This window comes from Pseudomonas sp. GW821-FHT02A11 (assembly GCF_059421985.1).
In genome coordinates this window covers 1-19004 of record NZ_JBWKWB010000008.1, presented here as the reverse complement: position 1 = coordinate 19004, position 19004 = coordinate 1, and the positions used below count along the sequence as shown (strand labels likewise).

Genomic DNA, 19004 nt, shown 5'->3' with positions numbered 1-19004 from the left:
CGCACCGCTGAATATCTGTGATCTGCTTCACCTCCCTCCTCGCCTCAGAAATCTCCTACACCCTCTTCAGGTCACGCCTGCGCCTCTCCTGCCGATGCGCGTTTATCGCTCACTCGCAGGAGATGCACCATGTCGCAAGGAATCAACGGGGCGCTGGCCGATACCAGCGTCAAACTCAAGCTGTCGCTGGGGTTCGGCCTGGTGTTGCTGCTCACCGCCGTGATCACGCTCACCGGCTGGCACGGACTGGACGCCATGATCGAGCGCTCCGAGTCGCTCAGCGCCATTGCCCAGCTCAACGCCATGACCAAGGACCTTCGGGCCGAGCGCATCACCTTCCGTATAGAGAACACGCCCGACAGCGCAAAACGGGTCTCCGATCGCATCAATGAAATAGAGGCGCACCTCAAGACGCTGCGCAGCGACGAAGACAACCCCACCGACATGCTCGACAAACTCAATCAACAAAGCGAAAGCGTGCGCTCTCTGGAGGACGCTTTCGCCGATCTGGGCCAACTGCTGCAGAGCCGGGACGCCTCTCGCGCGCAGATGAAAAGCCTGTCGGAAACGGTCATCACGGCGATCGATCAGGTGGAAGCCGACGTGCTCAAAGCGGTCAGCGAGGAGCAGGACAATCAGGACAAACTCGACGAGTTCACTAACATCCTGCAGCTGCGCCGACACATCCAACAGGCTCGCTATGAAGCCCAGGCCTATCTCTACAGCGGCCTGGAGTCGTTCGAACTGGCAGCCGTGAAGGCCATCGACGAAGCGCTCAAGGAAGTCGAACAAATCACGGCCAGCCCATCCGATACCAACGCCGGGATTCTCATGACCGCCCGTAAGGCGCTGGAGGATTACCGCAGTCACCTGAATCAGCTGAAAACGCTGCAGACCAAGGCCGAAGCCGCCCATGAATCGATGGAAGCAATGGTCGATAACTTGCTGGCCTCCACGGCCGACATCATCGCGCTTCAAACCCAGCGGCGGGACAGCGATGCCGACCGCTCCCGCAATACCCTGACCGGCGTCGCACTGCTCGCGATCGTGCTGGGGCTGCTGGCGGCCTGGCTGATCACTCGGCAGATCATCGTGCCGTTGCAACAGACCCTCAATGCCGCGAAGCGCATCGCGGGGGGCGATCTAAGTGTCGACCTCAATGTTCAGCGTCGGGACGAAATGGGCAGCCTGCAGCAAAGCATGCAGGACATGACGCTGCGCCTGCGCAGCCTGATTTCCGGGATCGGTGATGGCGTCGCCCAGCTCGCCAGCGCCGCCACGCAATTGTCTGCGGTGACCGAGCAGACCAGCGCCGGAGTCAACAGTCAGAAAACCGAAACCGATCAGGTCGCCACCGCGATGAACCAGATGACCTCGACCGTCATGGAGGTCGCCCGCAATGCCGAAGAGGCGAGCGAGGCCGCCCGACAGGCGGACCAACAGGCGCGCGAAGGTGACAAGGTGGTCGCCGATGCCATCTGCCAGATCGAACGACTGGCAGTGGAGGTCAACAACTCCACCCAGGCCATGGGCGAGCTGAAGCTTGAGAGCGACAAGATCGGGGGAGTATTGGATGTCATCAAATCGGTGTCGCAGCAAACCAACCTGCTGGCCCTGAACGCTGCCATTGAAGCCGCACGCGCCGGCGCCGCCGGGCGTGGATTCGCCGTGGTGGCCGATGAAGTGCGCAGCCTGGCGCAACGCACTCAGGAGTCCACCGAGGAAATCGAGATACTCATCGCTGCGCTGCAGAGCGGCACGCAACAGGTGGTCAGCACCCTGGACGCCAGCCGCAGCCTGACCGACCGTAGCGTCGACCTGAGCCGTAAGGCCGGGGCAGCCCTTGAACACATCACTCGCACCGTCTCGACGATCCAGACCATGAACCAGCAGATCGCCACGGCAGGCGAGGAACAGAGCGTGGTGGCCGAGCAGATCAACCGTAGCGTGCTGGCGGTGCGAGACGTGTCGGAACAAACCGCGGCGGCGAGTGAAGAAACAGCGGCGTCCAGCGTGGAACTGGCGCGATTGGGGGTGCAGTTGCAGGAGATGGTCGGGAAGTTTCGGCTGAAGTAACGCGAACGCTAACTACCTGTGGGAGCGAATTCATTCGCGAGAGGCCGTACACTCGCAGAGATTCATGGTCGGAAACCCGCTTTGCGAATGAATTGGCTCCCACAGATTCAACCCGTGATCGTGCTTCAACAAACAAAAACGCCGCTGAAGATCACTCTTCAGCGGCGTTTCAGTGACTGCGTAGCTATGGATCAGGCATTGGCCAGCGACGGCACGTTCACGTGGGTCGCAGGCTGCAGGGGCAGCAGGGGCGCGTGAGGATCGGCCTTGACCGACTCCCGCCACGCTTGCAGCCAGGCTTCGTTACCTTCAGCCCAGACCGCTTCGTGCAGCCGGGCCAGCGCAACCGGATCGCTCAGCAATTGCAGGCGTTCGTGGTTGTTCAGGTGTTCCGGGCCGCCTTTGATGGCGTGACGCACGCGCTCGATACGCATCCACTCGATCGGCTCGGCCTGACGGTGACGCGAAGTCGCCAGCGCACACGCCAGGGCGTTCTGCTGCGGATCGACCACGGCGCGCACAAAGCCGTCGTTCAGGGCATGCCAACGATTCTCGTGGGTGTACTGATCGGTGGATACCAGTTCTTGCGGCGGCGTGTGCTCTTCCGGGATCAGGAACAGGCTCTCATCCTTGGCTTTCAGACCCAGGTTGGTACGGCTTGAAATCACCGACACCGGGATCGACAGGATCAACGAACCGACAATCGGCACCAGCCACCACAGGAAACTCGGGTTAAGCCAGGCCACCAGCAGCGCCCATCCGAAGCCGAGCAATGTCTGCGGCCCATGACGCTTGACCGCTTCGCTCCATGGCGTGGAGTCGTCGTCACGTTGTGGCGAGTTCCAAGTCGCGGCCCAGCCGAGGAACGCGGCCAGTACGAAACGGGTGTGGAAGATCATCCGCACCGGCGCCAGCAGCATGGAGAACAACATCTCCAGGAGCATAGACATCGTGACCTTGATTCGACCGCCATAGCCCGTCGCGCCCTTGGCCCAGATCAGGATGACACTGAGCAGTTTCGGCAGGAACAACAGCACGATGGTGGTCGAGAACAGCGCGACAGCCTTTTCCGGGTGCCACTGCGGCCACAACGGATAAAGCTGACGCGGCTCCAGGAAGTAGGTCGGCTCCATCAGCGTGTTGACCGCCAGCAGCGCCGTCGACAACACCAGGAACAGGAACCACAACGGCGCCGACAGGTAGGACATCACGCCGGTCAGGAACACCGCGCGGTGCACCGGGTGCATGCCTTTTACCAGGAACAGGCGGAAGTTCATCAGGTTACCGTGGCACCAGCGACGGTCACGCTTGAGTTCGTCCAAAAGGTTCGGCGGCAGTTCTTCGTAGCTGCCCGGCAGGTCGTAGGCAATCCACACGCCCCAGCCGGCACGGCGCATCAGCGCAGCTTCAACGAAGTCGTGGGACAGAATCGCACCGGCGAACGCGCCTTTACCGGGCAACGGCGCCAAGGCGCAGTGCTCGATGAACGGCTTCATGCGGATGATCGCGTTGTGACCCCAGTAGTGGGATTCACCCAGCTGCCAGAAGTGCAGGCCGGCGGTGAACAGCGGGCCGTACACGCGGGTGGCGAACTGCTGCATGCGCGCATACAGCGTGTCCATGCCCGAGGCACGTGGCGCGGTCTGGATGATACCGGCGTCCGGGGTCGCTTCCATCAAGCGCACCAGACTGGTCAGGCACTCGCCGCTCATCACCGAGTCGGCGTCGAGCACGACCATGTAGCGGTAGTCACCGCCCCAACGACGGCAGAAGTCGTCCAAGTTGCCGCTTTTGCGTTTTACGCGACGGCGGCGACGACGATAGAAGATGCGGCCGAAACCACCGGTTTCGCGACACACGTCCAGCCAGGCCTGTTGCTCGGCAACGGCAATGTCTGTTTCGTTGGTGTCGCTCAGCACGAAGAAGTCGAAGCGGTCCAGATCGCCCGTCGCGGCAACGGATTCGAAGGTGGCGCGCAGACCGGCGAACACGCGAGGCACATCTTCGTTGCAGATCGGCATCACCAGCGCGGTGCGGGCACCGGTTTCGATCGGCTCCTTACCGGCGCTGGCGCCGGAGATGCGGTATTTGTCGCGACCGGTGAGCAGCTCCAGAAACCCCATCAGGGCGGTCCAGAAACCGGCCGACACCCAGCAGAAGAGAATCCCGAACATCAGCAGAATGGTGGTCTGCAGTGCGTACGGCATCACTTGGACGGCGGTCTGCCACAGGGTCTGGTGGCTGATCTCGTCGAATGAGACCAGCGACCAGCCTTGGTACGGCAAGATGCCTTTCATGTAGAAGCCAGCCACGATGGTCTGGCCCAGCATGAGAATCAGCAGGATGTAGCGACGGATCGAACCGACCGTACGCCAGCGGGACTTGGGCAAGTCGCGCGGCAAGTCGTCCTTGGACGGCTTGGGCGGGTTGGTCTTGCCGGTCAGACGACGCCAGCCACGGTGCAGGATGTTGGTCCGCCATGGTTCAGGGACGACTTTGGTTCGGCGAATCGGCGGCGTGGCCTTCAGGCACACGCGACCGCTGGCGTCGACAGTCAGCATTTCGGCTTCGTGCAGTTCGTCAGCGGTGGTCAGGGTCAGGCGACGCCCGACCGAAGCCTGGGCGGCTTCGGCAGGGTCGGTGACAGGCTGCGCCGAAAGGCGTTCATGCAGCTCAGCGAACGAGGTGCAGCTGGCAAGTTCCGCCCGCTGCTCGTCGCTCATCGGTAGATGTGCCAGATACTCGGCTAGAGGCTCATTCAAGATCTCGGGCACGGCTTGTGAATTACTCATCGGCTGGCAACTGGTAGCTCCAGGTCTCGGTCAGAATCTGTTGATTCATCGCCGGGCCCTGCTGGGTGGGTGCAGCCTCTACCGCTGGCTGCGTGGTTTCTTTATTGCCTTTGTTGGCCTTGGCAGCGTCGCCCAGAGCGGCTTCAGGCTTGGAAGCCTCGTCGGACTTGGCTTCGGCGACCTTGGCAGCGTCAGCCGGCTTGGCGGCGTCGGCTTTGGCTGGGTCTTTGCCGTCAGCCTTCGCATCGGTCTTGGCGTCTGTCTTGGCCACTTTCGCGTCTTTGGCGTCTTTCGCATCACCGGCCTTCAAGGCATCGGTTTTAACGATTTCGGCTTTTTCATCTTTCGGCGCGGCGGCTACAGCCGGTTTGGCGTCAGCTTTTTTCTCAGGCTTCTTGTCTGATTTGTCAGCAGTGATCAGCGCAGGTTCCTTGCCAGGTTCGACCGGGGTCTCGCGCAGCAGATAAGCGCGCAGTTCCACGTTCTTGTTGCTGTCCTTGACCTTCAGACGCAGGGTCAGGCGCCAGCCTTTGGTAACCGGGTTGTAACGCAGGTTGTTTTCCACCAGATCGGTGTTGTCATCGGTGGTGACCTGGCTGCGAATGGCCGGGTCTTCACCCAGTTTGGCCAGGGTCGGGCCGACGAAATCGACCAGATAAGCCACGCTGCCGTCCGGCTGGCGGATCAGGTTGGACTGCTTCACGTCACCGGTCGAGCGCAGGGTCTGCTTGACCCAGCCCAGATCAGGCGAGTGAATAGAGTCTTCGTCCATGGTCCAGTGCAGACGGTAGTTGAAGTCGATCGGCTGACCCGGCTCAGGCTGGGTTTCGGGCCTCCAGAAAGCAACGATGTTATCGTTGGTTTCGTCGGCAGTCGGGATCTCTACCAGATCCACAGTACCCTTGCCCCAGTCGCCTTTGGGTTCGATCCAGGCACTTGGACGCTTGTCGTAGCGGTCGTCCAGGTCTTCGTAATGGCTGAAGTTGCGGCCCCGTTGCAGCAGACCGAAGCCGCGCGGGTTTTCAACAGAGAAGCTGCTGACCGCCAAATGTTTGGGGTTGTTCAGCGCACGCCAGATCCACTCGCCATTGGCGGCCTGAATCGACAGACCGCTGGAGTCGTGCAGCTCGCGACGGTAGTTGAGGACTTTCGACGGCTGGTTGGCGCCGAACAGGTACATGCTGGTCAGCGGCGCAACGCCCAGTTTGCCGACCTTTTCACGCAGGAACATGCGCGACTGCACGTCGACCAGGGTGTTGGTGCCCGGACGCAGGGTCAGCTTGTAGGCGCCCGTGGCGCGCGGGGAGTCGAGCAGCGCGAAGATCACCAGATGCTGTTCATCCGGGCTCGGCTTCTCGATCCAGAATTCGGTGAAACGTGGGAATTCTTCACCCGACGACATTGCGGTGTCGATGGCCATGCCGCGAGCGGACAAGCCATAAACCTGACCCTTGCCGATGACGCGGAAGTAGCTCGCGCCCAGCATGGTCATGATTTCGTCTTGCTTGTCATCCTTGTTGATCGGATAGGTAACGCGGAAACCGGCCCAGCCGAGGTTTTCGGTCGCTTTAGGGTCGAATTTCACGCCGCCGAAATCGAAACGGCTCGGGTCGTACTTGATTTCGTTAACGGTGGTCGCGGTCACTTCATTGATCTTCACCGGCGTGTCGAAGTGCATGCCCTGGTGATAGAACGAGATCTTGAATGGCGTCTTGTCAGCAGCCCATTCGGCCTTGTCCTGCAAGAAGCGGATCTTCTGATAGTCCGCAAACTTCATGTCGCGGAATTCGGCCGGAAGATTGCTCTTTGGCGCTACGAATTTCTGTCCGGCCAGATCTTTGGCCTTTGTTGCCACGTCGTCCAGATCGAACGCCCAGAGTTGGCTGGCGCCGAACAGACAGAACAAAGCCGACCCGGCCAACAAAGCGCTACGCAGGCGCTTTCCAGGGGTCTTTGGTGCATTACATGGACTAACAATCACGAGCAACCCTCGCCGAAAACAGATGAAGAAACCAACGGCCAGCCATCAAATGCCGGGTTGGCGAGCATTGTTCCGACTCCGAAAGGGGCCAATGATTCCCCAAACGATTTCGGACCAGTCTGCGTTTTTACTGATTTGACGGGCAATCGCTCGTCTTTGTAGCGCGCGATTATCTAGTAGCCCGCGTTACAACGCATCAGGGGAAACAAAGTATTTATGGCTTTTTGCCTAATAAATTCGGGTACGCCAGACAAACCGGGCCTTTTACGTCTCCAGCAAAAATGTCACGGGGCCATCATTGACCAAATGCACCTGCATATCCGCCCCAAATTGGCCCGCGGCCACCGTTCTGTGCGAGGTTTTAGCCTTTTCCAGCAAATAGTCAAACAATTCAGCACCGAGCAGTGGTGGCGCTGCCTTGGAGAAGCTCGGGCGCATACCGCTTTTAGTGTCGGCGGCCAACGTGAACTGCGAAACCAGCAGCAGACCGCCTTCCACGTCGACCAATGAGCGGTTCATTTTGCCGTCATCATCGCTGAACACCCGATAGTTAAGCAGCTTGTGCAGCATTTTGTCGGCGCTGGCGGGAGTGTCTTGCGGCTCGATGCCTACCAGCACCAGCAAACCCTGATCGATCACGCCCACCGTCTGGCCGGCGACGTCCACGCGGGCAGAGCGCACGCGCTGGAGCAAACCTTTCATCTATAACCTTCCAAATATTTTCTGGACACAGCGCTGATGCACAGTGGATGGGATTCCCTTTGGGCGAATTCATTCGCGAAAAATACGTCAGGCGATAGAGATATGTCGTCTGTCCCGGCCCTTCGCGAATGAATTCGCTTCCCCAGGTTTACACCGCGTCACGCCGGGCGCTGTGTTTACGCTTCTTCCGGCGGCAGATCGAGCAAACGCCGCGCCACTTGCGACGCCGCGCGCACCAGTGCGTCGGTAATACCCGGTTCCGATGCCGCATGCCCCGCATCGCGAATCACCTGCAATTCACTGTTTGGCCAGTTCTGGTGCAGCTCCCACGCATTGTCCAACGGGCAGATCACGTCATAGCGACCATGCACGATGATCCCCGGTAGATGGGCGATCTTGGGCATGTCGCGGATCAGCTGGTTCTCTTCAAGAAAAGCGTTGTTGGTGAAGTAGTGGCATTCGATGCGAGCAATGGACAGCGCCCGTTGCGGCTCGGAGAAGCGGTCAACCACCAGCGGATTCGGACGCAGCGTTGCGGTGCGACCTTCCCAGGTGGACCAGGCCTTGGCGGCGTGCATCTGGGCGATCTGATCGCTGCCGACCAGACGCTTATGGAAGGCAGTCAGCAGGTCACCGCGTTCATCCTGCGGGATCGGCGCCAGGTAATCCTGCCAGTAATCCGGGAACAGGCGACTTGCGCCTTCCTGATAGAACCATTTGATCTCCTGCGCACGGCTCAGAAAGACGCCGCGCAGAATCAGGGCATGCACGCGATCCGGGTGTGCCTGTGCGTAGGCCAGCGACAGCGTTGACCCCCAGGACCCACCAAACAGCACCCATTTGTCTATCCCTAAGTGCTTGCGGATGCGCTCGAGGTCTTCGACCAGATGCCAGGTGGTGTTGTTTTCGAGACTGGCGTGGGGCGTCGACCGGCCGCAGCCGCGCTGATCAAAGGTGATGATGCGGTACAGGTTCGGATCGAAGTAGCGGCGGCTCTGCGCATCGCATCCCGCCCCCGGTCCGCCGTGGATGAACACCACGGGCAAGCCTTCCGGCGAGCCGCTTTCATCGACATACAGCACATGAGGCTCTTCCACTGCCAGATCGTGCCGGGCATAAGGTTTGATCTGCGGGTACAAAGTCTGCATAGGTGCTCCACAAGTCCAATTCAGGGGCTTCTATTTATTTGCCGTTGGGCATCATAAACCCGAAATGACAAATGATCATATTGGTGCGTCTGCACGCGTTTCTGTCACGGTCCCGAAAATCTGGAACGATCGATGCAAGAGTTTTGCAACACTCTGCATAACGTCAAAAACCGGCGAACCAGAGCGCTATGACCGAGTCCAACCGAGGGTCGTGCAACCGGATATTTCACCTTAGAGCAGGAAATAAACGGCGACACCCCCTACAGTCAACCCACCCCATTCAATCGTCCAACCAACTTGAGGTCGTACCTGATGTCTTCGGAACCCAACGTTCGTGACGCTGAAGTGGCAGCCTTTCGTGAAGCTGTGCTCAACAAACTCGAGTTCGCCGTCGGTAAAGACGCCGCCCATGCGTTCGACCATGACTGGTTCATGGCAATCGCCCTGGCGACCCGCGACAAGATGGCCGAGAAGTGGATGAAGCACACGCGGTACATCTACAAGCAGGAAAAGAAACGCGTCTATTACCTTTCGCTCGAGTTTCTGATCGGGCGCCTGATGTTCGATAGCCTGAGCAACCTGGGCATCCTGGATACCGCCCGCGAGGCGCTCAAGGGCCTGAACGTCGATCTGGAAAGAATTCGTACCCTGGAGCCCGATGCGGCACTGGGCAACGGTGGTCTGGGCCGTCTGGCAGCCTGCTTCATGGAAAGCATGTCGAGCCTGGGCATCGCCGGTCACGGCTATGGCATTCGTTATGAGCATGGCCTGTTCCGTCAGGCCATCGTCGACGGCTGGCAGCAGGAGCAGACAGAGAACTGGCTGGACTTCGGCAACCCATGGGAGTTCGAACGCCCGGAAGTGATCTACCAGATTGGCTTTGGCGGCAGTGTGCAACCTGTGCTCGATGCGACCGGCGCTCCAGTGCTGGACGCTTCTGGCGAAACCCGTCAGGTGTGGAGCGCCGGGGAAACCGTGCGGGCCATTGCTTACGACACCCCCGTGGTCGGCTGGCGCGGCAAGGCCGTGAACACGCTGCGTCTGTGGCGCGCGCGCGCAGTGGAAGACCTTCACCTTGAGCGTTTCAACGCGGGTGACCACGTCGGTGCCGTGGCGGAAGTCGTGCGCGCCGAAAGTATTTCCCGCGTGCTGTACCCCAACGACAGCACCGAAGCCGGCCAGGAGTTGCGCCTGCGTCAGGAATACTTCTTCGTGTCCGCCTCGCTGCAAGACTTGCTGCGTCGTCACAAGAACATGGGCTACACCATCAACTGCCTGCCGGAACACGCGGCGATCCAGATGAACGACACGCACCCCTCGATCGCGGTGGCCGAGCTGATGCGCATCCTCATCGACCTCTACGAAGTGGAATGGGACGAAGCCTGGCGCATCACCGTCGGCACCCTCGCCTACACCAACCACACCCTGCTGCCTGAGGCGCTGGAAACCTGGTCGGTCGGCCTGATGGAACGCATGCTGCCGCGCCACATGCAGATCATTTACATGATCAACGCGCAGCACATCGATCAGGTGCGCTTCGAGCACAAGGACGACCCGGACCTGTTCGGCCTGCTGCGCGCCGTCTCGCTGATTGAGGAAGACAACGGCCGCCGCGTGCGCATGGGCAATCTGGCGTTCATCGGCTCGCACAGCATCAACGGCGTGTCGGCGCTGCACACGCAGCTGATGCGCAAGACCGTGTTCGCGCAGCTGCACAAGCTTTATCCGGATCGGATCAACAACAAAACCAACGGCATCACCTTCCGCCGCTGGTTGTTCCAGTCCAACCCTGAGCTCACTTCAATGTTGGTGGACAAGCTCGGCGAGCAGGTGCTGGATAACCACGAAACCGCGCTGCTCGGGCTGGAGCCGCTGGCGGACAATCCAGCGTTCCAACAAGAATTCGCCGCACAACGGCTGCAGAGCAAAACCGCACTGGCCAACATCGTGCAGGAACGTCTGGGCATTACGCTCAACCCGGAAGCGCTGTTCGATGTGCAGGTCAAACGGATTCATGAGTACAAGCGTCAATTGCTGAACCTGTTCCACACCGTGGCGCTGTATCAGGCCATGCGCGCCGACCCGAGCACCGACTGGGTGCCACGCGTGAAGATCTTTGCAGGCAAGGCGGCGGCGAGTTATCACTCGGCCAAGCTGATCATCAAACTGGCAAACGACATTGCCCGCACGGTGAACAACGACCCGACCCTGCGTGGGCGCCTGAAAGTGGTGTTTCTGCCTAACTACAACGTGAGCCTGGCGGAAAGCATCATTCCGGCGGCGGATCTTTCAGAGCAGATTTCCACGGCAGGTCTCGAAGCGTCAGGCACCAGTAACATGAAGTTCGGCCTCAACGGCGCGCTGACCATCGGCACCCTGGACGGCGCCAACGTGGAGATGAGCGAACAGGTCGGGCTGGAGCACATGTTCATCTTCGGCATGACGTCTCAGGAAGTCGAAGCGCGCAAACATGCCGGCGAGTTCAACGCCCATGGCGACATCGCCTCGTCACCGCGCCTGAACGACGTGTTGCAGGCCATTCGTGGCGGGGTGTTCTCGCCGGATGATCCGTATCGCTACGCTGGGCTGATCGAGCAATTGATCAACTACGACCGCTTCTTCGTCTGCGCTGATTTCGAATCGTACTGGGCAGCGCAAGCGCGAGTCGAACAGCGCTGGCACGACACCCGGGAATGGTGGCGCTCAGCGGTGCTCAACACGGCGCGCATGGGCTGGTTCTCCTCGGACCGGACCATCCGCGAATACGCGAACGAGATCTGGCAGGCGCTGGATTGATGATCTTCGCGGCTGTGTAGGCCGGCAGTGGGTCAGCGACAGCTCTGGCGGCTGACCCACCGCATCGCTGCCGTCGTAACCTCCGACGTCTCCTACAGGGGATGGTCATCTCTTCCAGTAACGACGCGATCTTGTAGGAGCTTGCGCAGGTTACGACGCTGGCGAAGCGGTGGATCGGTCACGGCGAAACCAACTGACACAAATTGTTTCCTCTTTCTCCGCGCCCGATATACTCCTCGCCATCGCCGCTGTGCGGCCGAAAAGGGATGTCGTCGCGTGCAATGGATTCTTTCGCTGGTGGGTCTGTTCTTCGGTGCAGTGCTCGATGAGTCGCTGCTGGGCGGCGCCGTCGGCGGGGCGGTCGGGCTTGCCCTGGGCTTGAGCTTTCGCCTGTCATCGCTGGCTCGCCAGACGAGCGAGCAGAACGCCGAGCTGGCCAAGACCCGGCTCGACCTGCAAGCCCTTCAGCTGCGCCTGAGCCAATTGGACTCGGCCGCCACGCAACTGCCGGACGCCCCTGCCCCGGCCCCTCTGGTGATCGAACCTGTCGCCGACACCGGCCCCGAACTACTCTGGGACCTCCCGGACCTCGAACCCGCCGAAGCGCAACCCAGCACCGACTCCGAATGGCGCCGTCCACCTGAGACGCCGCAACCTGCGCGCCCCGCACCCGCCTATCACGCCGAGCCCAATCTGTTCGACAACCTGCTCGGTCACGCCAAGGACTGGCTCTTGGGCGGCAACACGGTCCTGCGCGTGGGCGTGGTCCTGCTGTTTCTCGGCCTGGCATTTTTGCTGCGCTACGCCACTGAAGGCATGGTCGTGCCCATCGAAGCGCGTTACGCGGGGGTTGCGGTGGCAGCGCTGGCATTGCTGGGGCTGGGCTGGTGGTTGCGTCAGCGTAATGAATCTTTCGCCCTGATGCTGCAAGGCACGGGCGTGGCAGTGCTGTACCTCACAGTTTTCGCGGCGATGAAAGTCCACACCCTGCTCGCCCCCGGCATGGCCTTCAGCCTGTTGGTGGCAGTGACAGTGTTCTCGGCCATGCTCGCGCTGACGCAAAACTCGCTGGTGCTGGCCTGCGTCGCTGCGCTCGGCGGTTTCGCGGCACCGTTGCTGACGTCGTCCGGGGAAGGCAGTCATGTCGCGCTGTTCAGTTATTTCGCGCTGCTCAACGCCGGGATTTTCGCCATCGCCTGGTTCAAGGCCTGGCGCCCGCTGAACCTGATCGGTTTTGTAGGAACGTTCGGCATTGGCTGCGCCTGGGGCTTGAAGTCCTACACGTCGGAGTTGTTCTGGAGCACCGAGCCGTTTCTGATTCTGTTCTTCCTGATGTACCTGGCCATCGGCCTGCTGTTCGCCCGACGCAAACTTCAGGAGTACGCCACCGGCCCTGAAAATGACAGCCGCGAAGCGGTCTTGCGCTGGTCGGCCAAACAAAGCCATTACGTCGATGGCAGCCTGCTGTTCGGCACACCCATCGCCGGCTTCGGCCTGCAATACGCCATCGTCCAGCACATCGAATTCGGCGCCGCATTCAGTGCGTTGGTATTGGGCCTTCTTTATATGGGTATGGCGCGAGTGCTCGCCGCACGCGCGTCCTCTGCCGATGCCACGAGCCGCACATTGCTGCTGGTGGAAACCTGTCTGTCGCTGGGTGTGGTGTTCGCGACGCTGGCCATTCCTCTGGGCCTGAGCGCGCAATGGACGACGGTCGCCTGGGCTGTCGAGGGCGCGGCGGTGTTCTGGCTGGGCATGCGGCAGAACCGGCTGCTAGCAAGGTTTTTCGGGCTGTTGTTGCAGCTGGGGGCAGGCTTCGCGTTTCTGGGCATGGTCGGCCGCTGGTATGCCCCCACGTTCAATCATGGCGACTTCTGGACGCCATTGATCATCTCCCTCGCGGGCTTGATCAGCGCGCTCATCGTCGAACGCATCGGCACGTTGCGTTTGGCGATCAGCGAGCGCGTGTTGCAGCCATCGCTGTTGATCTGGGGCGCGTTGTGGTGGTCGGTCGCACTCTGCGTCAGCACCCATTACGTGCCGGGCTTCCGGGAAATCCCGACCTTGTTGTTGCTCGGCGCGATCAGTGTCGGCCTGTGGACCGTCGCTGCAACGCGCCTGAAATGGGCAGGCCTGGCGCAACTGTGCACCCTGCTGACCCCGGCCAGCGGAGCATTATTGGGGCTGATGCTGTTTAACCCGTATTACCACCCCGCCGCCGATTGGGGCTGGCTGGGTTGGCTCGCCGTGTTGGCGGTGCACCTGATTTCGCTGAAGCGTCTGGACACTCTGTTGCTCCCGCGCCTGCGCAGTGCGGCGCATGTCCTTGGGTGCTGGCTGATCATCGGCGTCTTGTCGCTGGAGTTGCGTTATGGCCTGCTGGTGCTGTCCGAGTCCTATAACGCCTGGCGCTGGCTGGGCTGGGCGTTGCTGCCAAGCCTCTATCTGCTGGCGATGACGGCACCGCGCAACGGGCCTTGGCCGATCAACGCCTACCCTCGCCAATACCGGGTCTGGGCGGCAGCGCCACTGGCGGCGCTGATGCTGGCGTGGTTCTGGCTGGCGAACAGCTTCAGCGAAGGCGCTGCCGATCCGCTGCCGTACATACCACTGATCAACCCGCTGGAGCTGGGCCTGCTGATCGCCCTCGCAGGCGTTTTCAGCTGGACGCGTCAGCGACTGCCGCAGTTGGGCGTCAGCACTGAATACGCGCGCAAAGCAGCGCTGGTGATCGCCGGAGCCTCGCTGTTCGCGTTGATTACCGCGATGGTCACCCGCACCGCGCACCACTGGGCGGGCGTGGCCTGGGACGCCGATGCGCTGTTCGAATCGATGCGCGTGCAGGCGGGTCTGTCCATCGTCTGGACGCTCACGGCACTGGCCTTGATGATCGGTGGTCATATGCGCGCACGCCGTGATCTGTGGATCGTCGGCGCAGCGTTAATCGCAGTGGTGGTCGGAAAACTGTTCTTCGTCGAGCTGAGCAATCGCGGGGGTCTGGAGCGGATCGTGTCGTTTATCGGCGTTGGCATTCTCTTGCTCGTGGTGGGATATTTCGCACCATTGCCACCGAAAAAACCTGCGCCCAGCCAGCCTCCTTCCGACGCTGCGCCTGCGGATTCGGCCTCGTCATGAATAACAGGAGCCCCTTGTTGAACCGTCAGTCCTTGGCCAAGGCCGCCGTATTCGGCGCTCTGCTATGCGCAGCGCTGTCCAGTCAGGCGCAGGATATGCCCGACGACTTTGCCAGCCACACACCGCTGACCCTCAGCGGCGAGGGCCCTTGGTATCGCCTGGAACTGCCGCTGGCCGCGCAACTGAATGCGCGCCAGGGCAACCTCAATGACATTCGCGTGTTCAACGCTGACGGCCAGGCCCAGCCTTACGCGCTGACCGTTGGCCAGCCGCAGCGTGCAGAAGACCAAACGCCGGTCGACGTGAAATGGTTCCCGCTCTACAACAGCGACGACGCCAAGGACGCCGAGCCAAAAATCCGCGTCGAACGCACCACCACCGGCACCCTGGTGGAGGTTCAGCCTCAAGGCGAAATCGAAGCCGGCGAAGAAATCCTGCGCGGCTGGTTGCTCGACACCAGCGCAATCAATGCGCCGCTCGATCAACTGATTCTCGACTGGAGCACGGAGCGCGAGGGGTTTCAGCGTTTCACCGTTGAGGCCAGCGACGACCTTCAGCACTGGAGGCGTTGGGGCGAGGGGCAGGTCGCACGGCTGTCGTTTGCCGATGAGCTGGTCGAACAGCGCATCGTGACCCTGCCCGGCCGCAGCGCGCGTTACTTGCGCCTGCTGTGGACTAACCCGCAATCGGCGCCGACCCTGACCTCCGCACAATTGGTCAGCACCCGGCCCGGCGTGCTGCCGTTGAGCTGGTCGCCGAGTATCGCCGGCAGTGTCGAGAAGCCTGGCGTGTATGTCTGGCAGCTGCCGGTGGCCTTGCCGCTGGAGCGCATGAAAGTCGAGATCACTCAGCCCAACAGCCTCGCGCCCGCCACCTTATATGGCCGCCATGACAGCAATGCACCGTGGCAGGTCATCGACAGCGGCCTGCTCTACCGCCTGACCCAGAACGGCCAGGACATGGTGCAGGATGAAATGGAGCTGCCAGGCAATGTCGTGCAGCAGTTGAAGCTGGAGGTCGATGATCGTGGCGGTGGCTTGGGCAACGACGCGCCGAACCTCAGCTTCGCCGTGCGCGCCACGCAGCTGGTGTTTCTGGCGCGAGGCGCGGCACCCTACAACCTCGCTATTGGCAACGCGACCATCAAAGGCGCCAACCTGCCACTCAATACCCTGGTGCCCGGCGTGACGCCTGAAAAGCTGGCGTCACTGGGCAGTGCGAAACTCAGTGTGGCGCCGGTGGCGATCCCCGCGCCAGCCGCACCGGTTGCCGCTGGCCCCGACTGGAAACGCATCGGTCTGTGGGGTGTGCTGGTTCTGGGGGTGATTTTTCTCGGCTGGATGGCCATTGGCACGCTACGCGCATCCAATGCCAAGCGTTGAGGCTGAACCGATCCTGCACCTGAAAAAAAACAGGAGCGTGCGCTCCAACCTGTCACCTTCCAATGGCTAGATTCATGTAGCCCGTGAACTCAATCACTACGAAACCGGTCTGACAGGCAGTATTCAGTCGCCACACACGCTAAACTGTGCGCGTTTTTATTCCCCTTCTTCGGAGCTCTCCATGTCCCGCGTTACCCTGAGTCGCTATCTGATTGAGCAGACCCGCAGCAACAACACCCCTGCCGATCTGCGCTTCCTTATCGAAGTGGTGGCGCGTGCGTGCAAGGAAATCAGCCATGCCGTTTCCAAGGGCGCCCTGGGTGGCGTACTCGGCAGCATGGGCACTGAGAACGTCCAGGGCGAAGTGCAGAAGAAGCTGGACGTGATGTCCAACGAGATCCTGCTCGAAGCCAACGAATGGGGCGGTCACCTGGCCGGCATGGCGTCCGAAGAAATGGACAACGCCTACCAGATCCCGGGCAAATACCCGAAAGGCGCATACCTGCTGGTATTCGACCCACTGGACGGCTCGTCGAACATCGACATCAACGCACCGGTCGGCACCATCTTCTCGGTACTGCGTTGCCCGAACGAATACCTGAGCCAGAACGAAGCCCTGAACGAGAAGGCCTTCCTGCAGCCCGGCACTCAACAGGTTGCCGCCGGTTACGCCATTTACGGCCCGCAGACCATGCTGGTCCTGACCTTGGGCGACGGCGTCAAAGGCTTCACCCTGGACCGCGAAATGGGCAGCTTCGTACTCAGCCACGAAGACATCAAGATCCCGGAATCCACCCAGGAATTCGCGATCAACATGTCCAACCAGCGCCACTGGGAAGCCCCGGTCAAACGCTACGTCGAAGAACTGCTGGCCGGTGAAGAAGGCCCGCTGAAGAAGAACTACAACATGCGCTGGGTGGCCGCGATGGTCGCCGATGTGCACCGCATCCTGACCCGCGGCGGCCTGTTCATGTACCCACGTGACGCCCGCGAGCCCTCCAAGCCGGGCAAGCTGCGCCTGATGTACGAAGCCAACCCGATGTCGTTCCTGGTCGAACAGGCAGGCGGCGCGTCCACCGACGGCCACCAGCGCATCCTCGACATTCAGCCTGAAGGCCTGCACCAGCGTGTGGCGGTATTCCTGGGCTCGAAGGAAGAAGTGGAACGCGCGACCTCGTACCACAAGGAATAACCGATCATGAGTGCGCCCTGGCAGCCGCTTCTGGACTGGTGGTTCGGATCAGCCGAATCACCGACCGAGGCTGCCAAGGCAAAAAACGCGCTCTGGTTCGGCAAGAAGAAATCCCAGGACACCGACGCGCAGCATCGCTTTGGTGGTCTGGTACAGCAGGCCCTGAACGGCAAGTTGTCCGAATGGACCGCAACGCCGCAGGGCTGGCTGGCGCTGGTGCTGTTGCTCGATCAACTGCCGCGCATGATTTTCCGCGACACCCCCCAATCCTATTCCGGCGACAAACGCGCTCAGGAGCTGGTCAACCATGGCCTGAAACTGGAACGCGATCTGGCGCTGACGCCGCTGCAACGCACCTTCATTTATCTGGTGCTCGAACACACCGAAAACATCGACGCACAAGACGAAGCCATCCGCCGCTTCACCGCCCTTCTCCCCCTGCTGCCCGCCACCGATCGCGAATTCTTCACCCAGACGCTGGAGTACGCGAAGAAGCATCGCGTGGTGATCGAAAGATTTGGGCGATTCCCTCATCGTAATGAGGTGCTGGGCAGGGCTTCTACGCAGGAGGAAGTGGAGTTTTTGAAGGGGCTTGGGTCGCGGTTTTGAAGGCGAACAGTTCCGCCCTGTGGGAGCCAATTCATTCGCGATTCGTTATTGCAGCCGACACAAATGTATTGGATGTACGGGCCTCTCGTCGGAATGCCGCCCAGAATGAATTCGCTCCCACAGGGGTCAGGGTATATCCGACCAGACGTTTGTATTCCCCCATCACGGAACCAGACCCACCCTTTTCTCTTCTAAGCTGTCGGCAGGATGTCCGCTGACGCCGCCCCCTCTCGATCCAGGAGCTTGATCCATGTTTTTGCGTTCACTCGCGTTGCTGTCGTTCTGCGTGCTGCTGGCCGCGTGCAGCAAGATCAATCAGGAAAACTACTCGAAAATTTCGGCAGGCATGTCCAAGGCAGAGATCGAACAACTGCTCGGCAGCCCGACCGAATGCTCTGGGGCGCTGGGGATGTCGAGCTGCACCTGGGGCGATCAGAAGACCTTTATCAGCGTTCAATATGCTGCCGACAAGGTCGTGCTGTATTCGGGTCAGGGGCTGAAATGAACGTCGGTCGAGTGGGTCGAGTGATGCGTATTGCAGCGGTGGCGGTGGCGGCGGTATGGCTGAGCGCTTGTGCGGTGACTCCGGAAGGTGAATCCATGGCTCCACGAACGGTCGACCATGTCGATCTGAAGCGCTATCAGGGCACCTGGTATGAGCTGGCGCGCATGCCGATGTTCTTCCAGCGCAACTGCGCGCAATCAGAAGCGCACTACACACTCATGGACGACGGCAACATCGCCGTGACCAACCGCTGCCGCACCCTGGGAGGCAAGTGGGAAGAGGCCACAGGAACGGCGTCACCCCAAGTTCAGGGCAAGACCGACAAGCTGTGGGTGGTGTTCGACAACGGGTTCTCGCGGTTGCTGCCGGGTGTCGCCAAGGGCAACTATTGGGTGCTGTACGTGAGCGACGACTACAGGGTCGCGCTGGTCGGCAACCCGAATCGCAAGTACCTGTGGCTGCTGTCGCGCACGGCCCATGTATCGGAATCGGTGAAGAACGAGCTGCTGATGAAAGCGCAGCAGCAGGGGTATGACACCACCAAGCTGATCTGGCGGATTGAGGATTCAAAGATCGCCAAGGTGACTGACTGATGATCCATCTCTGTAAGAGCGAATTCATTGGCTCTGTCTGCGTAAAGTGTTGCTGGCAGCTAAGCTTGTAAAGTCGACATTCGTTTTCGGAGG

At 60.8% G+C, this 19004-nt stretch carries 12 protein-coding genes and 1 pseudogene; 9 read left to right on the top strand and 4 right to left on the bottom strand.

Annotated elements, in window-relative coordinates; translation table 11 throughout:
* Positions 1 to 129 precede the first annotated feature (129 nt).
* Positions 130 to 1215 (top strand): annotated as a pseudogene (locus AC07V9_RS13845) (methyl-accepting chemotaxis protein); the annotation flags it as partial.
* Positions 1201 to 2076 carry a methyl-accepting chemotaxis protein gene (locus AC07V9_RS13840; protein ID WP_495016438.1) on the top strand — a complete coding sequence of 292 codons (876 nt, stop codon included), beginning with the start codon at positions 1201 to 1203 and terminating at the stop codon, positions 2074 to 2076. The pseudogene AC07V9_RS13845 and the gene AC07V9_RS13840, both read left to right, overlap by 15 nt.
* A gap of 191 nt (positions 2077 to 2267) precedes the next feature.
* Here AC07V9_RS13840 and mdoH read toward each other — a convergent pair whose 3' ends face one another.
* From mdoH to pip, 4 genes are all read right to left on the bottom strand, one after another.
* Positions 2268 to 4868: a glucans biosynthesis glucosyltransferase MdoH gene (gene mdoH, locus AC07V9_RS13835; RefSeq protein WP_495016275.1), complete on the bottom strand. Its 2601-nt coding sequence runs from the start codon at positions 4866 to 4868 to the stop codon at positions 2268 to 2270.
* Positions 4861 to 6849: a glucan biosynthesis protein G gene (locus tag AC07V9_RS13830; RefSeq protein WP_495016274.1), complete on the bottom strand. Its 1989-nt coding sequence runs from the start codon at positions 6847 to 6849 to the stop codon at positions 4861 to 4863. The genes mdoH and AC07V9_RS13830 overlap by 8 nt, the downstream gene beginning before the upstream one ends.
* Positions 6850 to 7113: 264 nt before the next feature.
* The gene (dtd, locus tag AC07V9_RS13825) at positions 7114 to 7551 is read right to left on the bottom strand and encodes a D-aminoacyl-tRNA deacylase (protein WP_495016273.1); all 438 of its coding nucleotides are present in this window, start codon (positions 7549 to 7551) and stop codon (positions 7114 to 7116) included.
* 176 nt (positions 7552 to 7727) lie between these two features.
* Positions 7728 to 8699: a prolyl aminopeptidase gene (gene pip / locus AC07V9_RS13820; RefSeq protein WP_495016272.1), complete on the bottom strand. Its 972-nt coding sequence runs from the start codon at positions 8697 to 8699 to the stop codon at positions 7728 to 7730.
* A 312-nt stretch (positions 8700 to 9011) separates the two neighbouring features.
* On the opposite strand from pip, the gene AC07V9_RS13815 reads away from it, so the two are divergent.
* The 7 genes from AC07V9_RS13815 (at position 9012) to AC07V9_RS13785 (ending at position 18911) form a co-directional block, all read left to right on the top strand.
* Positions 9012 to 11495, top strand: coding sequence for a glycogen/starch/alpha-glucan phosphorylase (locus AC07V9_RS13815; RefSeq protein WP_495016271.1), 2484 nt, complete (start codon positions 9012 to 9014; stop codon positions 11493 to 11495).
* 276 nt (positions 11496 to 11771) lie between these two features.
* Positions 11772 to 14630, top strand: a complete 2859-nt coding sequence (locus tag AC07V9_RS13810) for a DUF2339 domain-containing protein (protein WP_495016270.1) — start codon at positions 11772 to 11774, stop codon at positions 14628 to 14630.
* Positions 14627 to 16012 (top strand): DUF3999 domain-containing protein, encoded by a 1386-nt coding sequence (locus tag AC07V9_RS13805; RefSeq protein WP_495016269.1) that lies wholly within the window; start codon positions 14627 to 14629, stop codon positions 16010 to 16012. Before AC07V9_RS13810 ends, AC07V9_RS13805 begins: the two co-directional genes overlap by 4 nt.
* A gap of 181 nt (positions 16013 to 16193) precedes the next feature.
* On the top strand, positions 16194 to 17204 hold the full coding sequence (locus AC07V9_RS13800) for a class 1 fructose-bisphosphatase (protein ID WP_495016268.1): 1011 nt from the start codon (positions 16194 to 16196) through the stop codon (positions 17202 to 17204).
* A gap of 6 nt (positions 17205 to 17210) precedes the next feature.
* On the top strand, positions 17211 to 17813 hold the full coding sequence (locus AC07V9_RS13795; RefSeq protein WP_495016267.1) for a DUF924 family protein: 603 nt from the start codon (positions 17211 to 17213) through the stop codon (positions 17811 to 17813).
* 250 nt (positions 17814 to 18063) lie between these two features.
* Positions 18064 to 18318 (top strand): outer membrane protein assembly factor BamE domain-containing protein, encoded by a 255-nt coding sequence (gene bamE / locus AC07V9_RS13790; RefSeq protein WP_495016266.1) that lies wholly within the window; start codon positions 18064 to 18066, stop codon positions 18316 to 18318.
* Positions 18319 to 18413: 95 nt separating this feature from the next.
* A complete protein-coding gene (locus AC07V9_RS13785) occupies positions 18414 to 18911 on the top strand; it encodes a lipocalin family protein (protein WP_495016437.1) in 498 nt (165 codons plus the stop codon).
* Positions 18912 to 19004: the final 93 nt, after the last annotated feature.

What these genes read in the sequence shown, in the direction of transcription:
- AC07V9_RS13800 (WP_495016268.1), top strand. Translation starts at nt 16,194, where the DNA reads ATGTCCCGCGTTACCCTGAGTCGCTATCTGATTGAGCAGACCCGCAGC.
- dtd (WP_495016273.1), bottom strand. Translation starts at nt 7,551, where the DNA reads ATGAAAGGTTTGCTCCAGCGCGTGCGCTCTGCCCGCGTGGACGTCGCC.
- bamE (WP_495016266.1), top strand. Translation starts at nt 18,064, where the DNA reads ATGTTTTTGCGTTCACTCGCGTTGCTGTCGTTCTGCGTGCTGCTGGCC.
- mdoH (WP_495016275.1), bottom strand. Translation starts at nt 4,868, where the DNA reads ATGAGTAATTCACAAGCCGTGCCCGAGATCTTGAATGAGCCTCTAGCC.
- AC07V9_RS13785 (WP_495016437.1), top strand. Translation starts at nt 18,414, where the DNA reads ATGGCTCCACGAACGGTCGACCATGTCGATCTGAAGCGCTATCAGGGC.
- AC07V9_RS13795 (WP_495016267.1), top strand. Translation starts at nt 17,211, where the DNA reads ATGAGTGCGCCCTGGCAGCCGCTTCTGGACTGGTGGTTCGGATCAGCC.
- AC07V9_RS13840 (WP_495016438.1), top strand. Translation starts at nt 1,201, where the DNA reads ATGCAGGACATGACGCTGCGCCTGCGCAGCCTGATTTCCGGGATCGGT.
- pip (WP_495016272.1), bottom strand. Translation starts at nt 8,699, where the DNA reads ATGCAGACTTTGTACCCGCAGATCAAACCTTATGCCCGGCACGATCTG.
- AC07V9_RS13815 (WP_495016271.1), top strand. Translation starts at nt 9,012, where the DNA reads ATGTCTTCGGAACCCAACGTTCGTGACGCTGAAGTGGCAGCCTTTCGT.
- AC07V9_RS13805 (WP_495016269.1), top strand. Translation starts at nt 14,627, where the DNA reads ATGAATAACAGGAGCCCCTTGTTGAACCGTCAGTCCTTGGCCAAGGCC.